Origin of the sequence: Sphingomonas sp. Leaf62, assembly GCF_001421915.1 — a bacterium.
Taxonomy (GTDB): domain Bacteria; phylum Pseudomonadota; class Alphaproteobacteria; order Sphingomonadales; family Sphingomonadaceae; genus Sphingomonas.
On the sequence record NZ_LMLN01000032.1, the window covers coordinates 1 to 8,339 of the forward strand.

Annotated in this window: 8 protein-coding genes and 1 pseudogene; 3 read left to right on the forward strand and 6 right to left on the reverse strand. The window is 66.3% G+C overall.

Annotated elements, in window-relative coordinates:
- The 3 genes and pseudogenes from ASE91_RS18250 to ASE91_RS18270 form a co-directional block, all read left to right on the forward strand.
- Nucleotides 1–305 (forward strand): integrase core domain-containing protein (locus ASE91_RS18250; protein WP_235530568.1); only part of this gene is annotated, 305 nt, incomplete at its 5' end.
- Nucleotides 306–496: 191 nt separating this feature from the next.
- A pseudogene (tnpC, locus tag ASE91_RS19820) lies at nt 497–1,292 on the forward strand (IS66 family transposase); the annotation flags it as partial.
- 71 nt (nt 1,293–1,363) lie between these two features.
- Nucleotides 1,364–1,615, forward strand: coding sequence for a hypothetical protein (locus ASE91_RS18270; RefSeq protein WP_055998540.1), 252 nt, complete (start codon nt 1,364–1,366; stop codon nt 1,613–1,615).
- A gap of 36 nt (nt 1,616–1,651) precedes the next feature.
- Here the strand turns inward: ASE91_RS18270 and ASE91_RS18275 are convergent, their stop codons facing one another.
- From ASE91_RS18275 to ASE91_RS18300, 6 genes are all read right to left on the reverse strand, one after another.
- Complete coding sequence (locus ASE91_RS18275) at nt 1,652–3,463, reverse strand: glycoside hydrolase family 15 protein (RefSeq protein WP_056629019.1); 1,812 nt, start codon at nt 3,461–3,463, stop codon at nt 1,652–1,654.
- Nucleotides 3,456–4,268 carry a glucose 1-dehydrogenase gene (locus tag ASE91_RS18280; RefSeq protein ID WP_056629021.1) on the reverse strand — a complete coding sequence of 271 codons (813 nt, stop codon included), beginning with the start codon at nt 4,266–4,268 and terminating at the stop codon, nt 3,456–3,458. Before ASE91_RS18280 ends, ASE91_RS18275 begins: the two co-directional genes overlap by 8 nt.
- 29 nt (nt 4,269–4,297) lie before the next feature.
- Complete coding sequence (locus ASE91_RS18285; RefSeq protein WP_056629024.1) at nt 4,298–5,431, reverse strand: Gfo/Idh/MocA family protein; 1,134 nt, start codon at nt 5,429–5,431, stop codon at nt 4,298–4,300.
- Nucleotides 5,432–5,583: 152 nt separating this feature from the next.
- Entirely contained in the window at nt 5,584–6,057 is a 474-nt protein-coding gene (locus tag ASE91_RS19825) for a hypothetical protein (protein ID WP_056629025.1), read from the reverse strand.
- Between the two features lie 83 nt (nt 6,058–6,140).
- Nucleotides 6,141–6,941: an alkyl sulfatase dimerization domain-containing protein gene (locus tag ASE91_RS18295; RefSeq protein WP_056629027.1), complete on the reverse strand. Its 801-nt coding sequence runs from the start codon at nt 6,939–6,941 to the stop codon at nt 6,141–6,143.
- Entirely contained in the window at nt 6,941–8,059 is a 1,119-nt protein-coding gene (locus ASE91_RS18300) for an MBL fold metallo-hydrolase (protein WP_056629029.1), read from the reverse strand. Before ASE91_RS18300 ends, ASE91_RS18295 begins: the two co-directional genes overlap by 1 nt.
- Nucleotides 8,060–8,339 lie beyond the last annotated feature (280 nt).

Consider the following 8,339-nt stretch of genomic DNA (forward strand, 5'->3'; position numbering starts at 1 on the left):
ATCTCCATCCTCCGGTTCCAAAAACACCTTATCTCGGTGTCCACGGAACCGGCAGCAGCTCAAACGGCGTGACCTTGGACTTCAGTCGACCGGGCAAACCCACCGACAATGCCTTCGTAGAGTCGTTCAACGGTCGTCTTCGCGACGAGTGCCTGAACACACATTGGTTCCTGTCCACGCCCGACGCCGGAGCCAAGATCGAGGCTTGGCGGCAGGACTATAACGAGAGCCGTCCTCACACATCGCTTGGCTGGATGACGCCGGTCGAATATGCTGCTGCCGCGGCCGCCAAAGCGACCGAATGAACGCCGGAAACTCACATTCAGGTTGGATGAGAAACCGGGGGACCCTCAAATTCGAACCATGTCCTTCTCGTGACATTAGCCGAGTGAGTTTCGTTCACCATTTGGATGCGGGCCATTTACTCCTTAACGTCCAGCATCAGGGACGAAGCTGCCGTTGAACTTCGGCTGAATGAATGACCGGACGGGCAGGGCCGCTGCCGTCCATGCCCATCGAGCGCGGTCGGCCCGGTGCCGGGCTGCTCGCACATGTGCTGGTGTCTAAATACGCCGACCATCTGCCGCTGTACCGCCAGTCGGGCATCTACGCGCGCCAGGGTGTCGACTTTGCCCGCTCCACCTTGGCCGACTGGGTTGAGCGCTCGGCGACACTCCTCGACCCGCTGGTCGACGCGCTGTAGCGCCATGTCCATGGGCGGCGCGACCCCCCACGCCGACGATACGCCCGTACCAGTGCTCGCACCCGGCACCGGTCGCACCATGACGGGCCGGCTATGGACCTATGTGCGTGACGAACGCGGGGCTGGCGGCTACGTTCCGCCCGCCGTGCTGTTCCGCTACATGCCCGACCGCAAGGACGAACGCCCCGCCGGGCATCTTGCCCGGTTCCGGGGCGGTCTGTACGCCGATGGCTATGCCGGGTTCGACCGCCTCTATGGCGAACGCATCGCAGAGGTGGCCTGCTGAGCGCACGTCAGGCGCAAGTTCTTCGACGTCCATGCCGCAACCGGCTCCGCCGCCGCCCGCGAGGTACTGGACCATATCGCCGGCCTCTATGCCGTCGATCAGGGCGTGCGCGGCCGGCCACCCGACGGGCGACGGCACGCGCGCCAGACCAGGGCCGGACCGCTGCTCGATGCGTTCCGCCAGTGGCTCGACGCAACCGGACCGAAGCTGTCCCGGCGCTCCGACCTCGCGGTCGCCATCCGCGATGCGCTGACCCGCTGGACGGCGTTGACCCGCTATGCCGACGATGGTCGCTTCGAGATGCGTCCGTCCTGCTCTGCCTGCTCAACGATGAGTCCGGGGCGGATCCAGGTTGCCACCGTCCTTGCCGATCGGTGATCGGCGCAATTGATGTGGGCAAAGTCGTGTCGAAGCTGCGCGAGCGGGGAGTCCCGCTGGAAGAAGTCCGGGAAGGATCGGGTGGCCTGCACCTCGACGTGCGACCGCTGACCGTTTCGCAGGCAATGACGTTCGGCGACCGGGCATGTCTGGCGCTGGCGCTGGAACTGGGTGGCGAGACGTACACGACCGATGCGGCGCTGGCGCATACGGAGATCGGCACGACCGTCGTGAACGTCCGGGCATGATATCGTGCGATCGATCGGGAACGCCGACGGACGTCCTTATGGTTGCCACTGGGGACGGTAAGCCGGATCGAGCTTTCGATCGATAAAATAGGCGGCGCTGACGAACGCCAGATGGGTCAGCGCCTGCGGAAAGTTGCCGAGCGGCAGGCCGCGCTGGTCGACCTCCTCGGAGAACAGGCCCAGCGCGTTGGCATAGGCCATCCCCTTGGCAAGGATCGTCTGCGCCTCGTCCATCCGCTCTGCCCGCGCGAGACATTCGGCATACCAGAAGGTGCAGGTGGTGAACGCGCCTTCCCCACCTTCCAGCCCATCGGCGTTGCGATAGCGGTAGACGAGCCCGTCATCGCGCAGGTACGCGCCGATGGCGTCGAGGGTTTTGAGCCATACGGAATCGGATGATGATATGAAACGGACCAGCGGCATCATCAGCAACGCCGCGTCCAGTTCGCGGCCGCCGCGTTCCTGTACGAAATAGCCGTGTTCGGGGTGGCGAAAGTTCGTCCAGACATCGTCGACGATCGCGTCGCGGCATTCGGCCCAGGCGACCAGCGGCGCGGGCAGCGAGCGTTTCCTGGCCAGACGGATCGCACGATCAAGCGCGACCCAGCACATCAACCGCGAATGGAGGAAATGCCGCGGCTCGCCGCGCATTTCCCAGATACCGGCATCGGGTTCCTGCCAATGGGCGATGACATGGTCGATGATGCCGCGCACATGCTGCCAGCCTTTATGGCTGATCGCGGTGCCGTATTTGTTCGATAGATACACGCTGTCGAGCAGCTCGCCGAAGATGTCGAGCTGGCTTTGCGCGTGCGCGGCATTGCCGATCCGCACCGGGCGGCTGCCGGCATAGCCCGCCAGATGCGACAATTCGTGTTCGTCGGCGGCCTCCGATCCGTCGATCGCGTACATGATCCGGATCGGGTGGTCGCGGCCGGCATCCATGACCCGGTCGGCGGCCCAGCGGTTGAAATGCTCCGCTTCGGCGACGAAACCGAGGCGCAGGAACGCATAGACGGTGAACGACGCGTCGCGGATCCAGGTGGCGCGATAGTCCCAGTTCCGCCCGGCCCCGGTCGCCTCCGGCAGGCCGAAGGTTGCCGCTGCGGCGATCGAGCCGTGTCGCGCGGAGGTCAGCAGCTTGAGCGCCAGCGCCGACCGCGTCATCGCCTCGCGCCAACGGCCGTTATAGGAGGATTGCGAGGCCCAGCGTCGCCATGCGGCGGTCGTTGCCGTCATATCGGCGTCGACCAGATCGTCGGTCGGGCACGACAATGCGTCCTCACCGAGCACGAACCACGCGCTTTGCCCGGCCTCCAGCGTGAAATCGGCGCTGGCGGCATCGGGTTCGGCGGTCAGCGCAACCGAGGCGAACAGCCGCAACGCAAGGTCGCGGCCGACGAAGCGGATGCCGCCGTCCACCGCCGCCACGCCCGGCGTCTCCCGTGCATAATCGAATCGCGGCGCGCACCGCACCCGGAAGCGGATCGTCCCCCGCGTCACGGTCACCCGGCGGATCAGGCAGCGTGCATTGTGATCCGGATGGACGCGGGCATCGGGCAGCGGCAGGAGGTCGCTGACCTCGGCGCTGCCATCTTCCGCCATCCAGCGCGTCAGCAGCACGTTGGTATCGGGGACGTAGAGCTGGATGCGCTGCGGGCGATCCAGCACGGGGTGCAGGGTGAAGGCCCCGCCCTTTTCGGCATCGAGCGGTTCGGCGAAGATCGTCGGACTGTCGAGCGACGGCCAGCACAGATAGTCGATCGTCGCGTCGCGCGCGACCAGCGCCGCCGTCTCCAGATCGCCGATGATGCCATGGTCGCCGATCGCGCGCGGCGGCTCAACCATTGTCGCGGAATTCGGGATACAGGGTCATGCCACCGTCGACGAACAGGGTGGTGCCGGTCACGTAATCGGCGTCGTCCGATGCCAGCCACACCACCGCGCGCGCCACGTCGTCGGGCTCGCCGATCCGGCCATAGGGGATCAGCCGCAACAGTTTTTCCAGCGCATCGGCATCGTCCCATGCATCCCGGTTGATCGGGGTACGGATCGCGCCGGGGGCGATGGCGTTTACGCGGATGCCGTCGAGCGCCACCTCCTGCGCCAGCGAGCGGGTGAACATGCGGCTGCCCCCCTTCGACGCGGCATAGTTGATGTGCCCCGCCCAGGGGATCACCTCATGCACCGAACTCATCGTCACGATCGCCCCGGCACTTCGCGCCGGCCGGCGGTCGCGCGGCTGCGCGCGGAACCGGCGGACCGCCTCGCGCGCACACAGGAACTGCCCGGTTAGGTTTACGGCGATGACGGTGTTCCAATCGGCCAGCGTCATGTCGGCGATCGCCGCGTCCTTTTGCAGCCCCGAATTGGCGACCAGCACGTCGATCCGCCCGAACGCCGCGACAGCTTCGTCGAACAGTCGCACCACCTCACCCTCGTCCGACACGTCGGCACCGACCGCGACCGCGCGGCCGCCGCCCGCACGGATTCGTTCGACCACGGCATCGGCCGAGGCCGCGTCCGAATGATAGTTGACGATCACCGCCGCGCCGGCGCCGGCCAGCGCCTCCGCGACCCCCAGCCCGATCCCCGAACTGGCGCCGGTGACGAGTGCGACATGACCGGCAAGCGGCGTGGCGGAACGGGACATGCGGGTCTCCTGCAATACCGGACGGGGGATCAGGCGCCGGTCGGCGAGGCGGCGTTAACCGGATCGGGCGCCGATACCGCGCGCAGCGTCTGCTCCTGCGTATCCGGATCGATGCGCCGCATACGCGCCAGCGGTTCGATCGGTACCGCGCCGCCGGTGCGCAGCGCAGTCACGATCGCCTCGATCACCAGCAGGTCGGCAAGCCCTTCCTCGCCATCCGGCTCGGGGTCGCGATCGTTCAGGATGCAGTCGGAGAAGTAGCGCAGTTCGCCGCCGAACTGGTCGGTTTCCTTGTAGGTCTTGTGCGAGCGATCCTCACCGATCTGGCGGTGATGTTCCAGCCCTTGGCCGAAGCCGAAGGCCGGGTTCATTTCGATCGACCCCTTGGTCCCGGCGATGGTGAGGCTGTCGACGTTGTTGGCGTAATAGCCGACGGTGAACTGGGCGAGCCGGTCGCCCGGCAACCGCAGCGTCACCGCGATCGTATCGTCGAGATCGCCCAGCCCTGCCTCGGCATGGCGCACGCCGATCGCCGAGACGACCTCGACCGGTTCGGCACCGAACAGATAGCGGATCGCGTTGATCGGATAGGCGCCCATGTCGAACAAAGGCCCCGCCTCGATCCCGTTGGTGGCGCGGTGGTTGGCGGGATCGACCATCTGCATGAAACAGGAGGTGAAGGCGATCAGGTCGCCAAGCTCGCCGGCACGGATCCGCCGGATCGCATCCAGCGTCGCCGGTTCGAAATGCAGGCGATAGGCGGTCATCAGCCGCGCGCCACCGCGTTCCGCCGCGGCGATGATCGCGCGCGCCTTTTCCGCCGACACGTCGAGTGGCTTTTCGCACAGGACATGGATGCCCGCCTCCAGCGCCGGCACCGCGAACTCGGCATGGCGCCAATTGGGGGTGGCGAGATAGATGGCGTCGATCGTGCCCGACCGGAGCAGTTCGGGAAACTGTTCGTACGAATACCGGTCCGCCACGCCGTAGCGTTCGCCCAGCGCGCCAAGCTTTTCGGGATCGCCGGATACCAGCGCGGTCATCTTGGAATTGCCGGTGTGATCGACGCCGGGCATCAACGCTTCCTGCGCGATGTCGCCCAACCCCACGATGGCATAGCGTATCTTGCGTCCGCCCAGGCCAAGTGCCGCTGCAATGCCCATACCCTGTCTCACCTATCATTTGTCGAAGCGGCGCAACCGCCCCACCCGCCGCAATTGTTCCAACGCGCCGACAAAGCGTCCGGCGACGGGCCGGCCCGGCTGTCCGGCAAGGCCGGTGGCCCCCGCCAGCGCGACGGCGGCGGTGACGAGGATCAGGGCGACAACGCCGCCAGCGTCGCCGCTTCCTGTTCGCGCGTGCCGAGCACGCCGACCAGCGCCGCCTCGACGCCCAGCGCCACGGCGACCAGGACCACCGCGCCGACCTGACGCACCGCGAGTATCCGTGCGATTAGCAGCATATCGGGATCGTCGGAGCGGACCGTGGCGAGATTGAACCCGATCACGGCCATGCCCAGCACCAAGACCGAAGTCGACAGGAGGTCGGCGGCGGGGCGTGCCGCCTTGGGCGCCCCGCCCCCCGACAGTTTCAGGACGACCGCGAGGACGACCGCATGGAATAGCGGAATGCGCAGCGCTTGCGACGCGGCGCGGCGTTTGCCTTCCTTGGTGCGCGCGACAGGATAATATCCGATGGTATCGCCATAGAGTGCCGTGCCGATGAAGGCGCCGCGACCTGATCGGGAACGATCTGGGCAGTGGCAGGCGTTGCGATCACGGCGGCGCACAGGAACAGGCGGCGGCGGGCAAGCGACATCATGAAGCGGATGGACGATAGACCTGATGGTAGAGAGGGGGCGTGGTTCCGCCGCTACGGCGTGACGATCGCGAAATTCTGCAACGGCCCGTCGAACAACCCCGCGAAACGACGGAGCAATGCCTGTTCGTCGGTCTTCAAGCCCGCCGGCGGTTGACCGGAGAGGGCAGCGTGGAAGCCCTGCGCGGTCAGCCGCACCACCGGCTGGCAGGTGACGACCCGATCCGTCGCCTCGTGTGCCAGCACCGCGTTGCGCACCTGAACCCGCCGGCTGACGCCGGTATCGGCATCGACGATGTTGAAGTCGAGCACGACGCCCCTCGCACGGTCGGGCACCAGGCGCACCGCAGCGGCATCCAGCAGCAGGTCGATCGGCAGGTTCGCCAGCCCCGCGAACGCGGGACCTCGCGTGGGGGTGCCGCTGCCCTGTCGCAGTTCCTGCGCCGCAGTCAGATAGCCGTTGCGCCAGGTCGAACTTTCGGCGCGATAGCCGAGCTGCTCGTAGAGATCGGCCAGCCGCGCCTTGGCTCGCGCATTCGTCGGATCGGCGAAGACGAGCCGATCGAGAAGTTCGACCGCCCATCGATGATCGCCCTTGGCCTCGGCTTCCTCTGCCAACGCCAGTCCGCGCTCACCGCCACCGATCGCCGCGACATAGCGTTTGGCGGCATCTTCCGGCGGCAGCGGGTCGAGGTGCGCCGGATTGCCGTCGTAAAAGCCCATGTAGCGCTGGTACACCGCGCGCGAATTGTGGCTGAGCGTGCCGTAATATTCGCGATTGAACCATCGCGACGCCAGCACATCGGGATAGCGCAACTGATCGGCGATCTCGTTTCCGGTCAGCCCGTCGTTCATCAGGCGCACGCTCTGGTCGTGCAGATTTTGTACGCATCGCGGTGGTTCTGGAGATAATCGAGGATGTCTGCGCGTCCCCAGTGCGGCCAGAAGTGGGATGTGAACAGCACTTCGCTCCGGTCGCCATAGCGCCCGATCGCCTCGGTCAGCACGTCCGCCCACGCATTGACGTCGCGAACCAGTGCGCCGCGTACGGGCAGAGCGTTGTGCAACGTTCCGTTCGCATTCTCGGCGAGGCAGAGTGCCTTGAAGTCGGGCAGATAGAAATGGAGCTCCGCCGGTGCCTCGGTATTCGTAGCCATCTGGAACTCGAACCGCACGCCGTCGATCGTCAGCGTCTCGCCCGTGCGGCTGATTTCATGCGTCGGCACGATCGGCAGACGCGAGCGCGCCGTCGCCGCTCGACCGGCGGGCGGGGCGACGGTGCGGATCGTCGGTCCGATGCCCAGCGTGACGCCGCCCGTCTCGGTCTGCGGCAGACGAAAGCCGAACTGGTAGCCCGCGCGCCGACCCATCGCAGGCCCGGCGATGATCGACTCACCCATCACCTCGCGGATGAACCCGGCAGGCGCGACGACAGGCACCTTGCGCCGCGCCGCCTCCTCATCCGAAAGCACGCCGCGCACGCCGCTGTAATGGTCCGAATGGCTGTGGGTGTAGAGGATGCCCGTCACCGGCTTGCGCCCGAGATGGTGATAGACCAGCTCCATGCCGGCCCGCGCCGCGTCCTCGAAGCCCGGATCGACAACGACATATCCCGTATCGCCGACGATCACCGTCATGTTCGAGATGCTCAGCCCGCGGACCTGATAGAGGCGGTCGGCGACATTGAAGAGACCATGTCGCGCCAGCAGCCCGGCGTTGCGCCACAGGCTGGGATTGACGGTAGCCGCCGCCGGCCGATTGAAGAAGGCGTTGGTATCAAGGTCGGCGACGACCGCACCATCCGGATCGCGCAGCACGTTTCCCGGCACCGTCGCGATGAAGCCGCGCATGGCCAGCGCGCGATCGTGCTTGTCGTCGACCGGAAGCGTGCGCGCGAATTCCAGCAGCTTCTGCCGGGTTTCAGCCGTAGCCGGCTGTGCTGCGCCCTGTCGACGGATGCATCTCCTGAGCATGTCCTGTGCCGGCGATCAGCGCTGCGCATGCACAGCCCGTTGCTATCCATCGTATCACATTCAAGCCCCCGAACCGCCGCCAAACCGCCGGCTTAATGCCTACTTGATCAGTGGGGTATTGAACTGGCCCCTGTTTTGACTGGACGGAATTAAGCCTAAGAAGGAGGCTTGGGGCTATCCCCTGAGCATAGGCTTATGTCCGTGTCCGAGATCATCGCCGACGGCGGTCGTCGCCGTCACTGGAGCACGCCTGAGAAGCTGAGGATCGTCGAGGAGACGC

Coding starts and splice junctions, on each gene's coding strand:
- ASE91_RS18275 (WP_056629019.1), bottom strand. CDS start 3,463: ATGGTTGAGCCGCCGCGCGCGATCGGCGACCATGGCATCATCGGCGAT.
- ASE91_RS18280 (WP_056629021.1), bottom strand. CDS start 4,268: ATGTCCCGTTCCGCCACGCCGCTTGCCGGTCATGTCGCACTCGTCACC.
- ASE91_RS18285 (WP_056629024.1), bottom strand. CDS start 5,431: ATGGGCATTGCAGCGGCACTTGGCCTGGGCGGACGCAAGATACGCTAT.
- ASE91_RS18295 (WP_056629027.1), bottom strand. CDS start 6,941: ATGAACGACGGGCTGACCGGAAACGAGATCGCCGATCAGTTGCGCTAT.
- ASE91_RS18300 (WP_056629029.1), bottom strand. CDS start 8,059: ATGCTCAGGAGATGCATCCGTCGACAGGGCGCAGCACAGCCGGCTACG.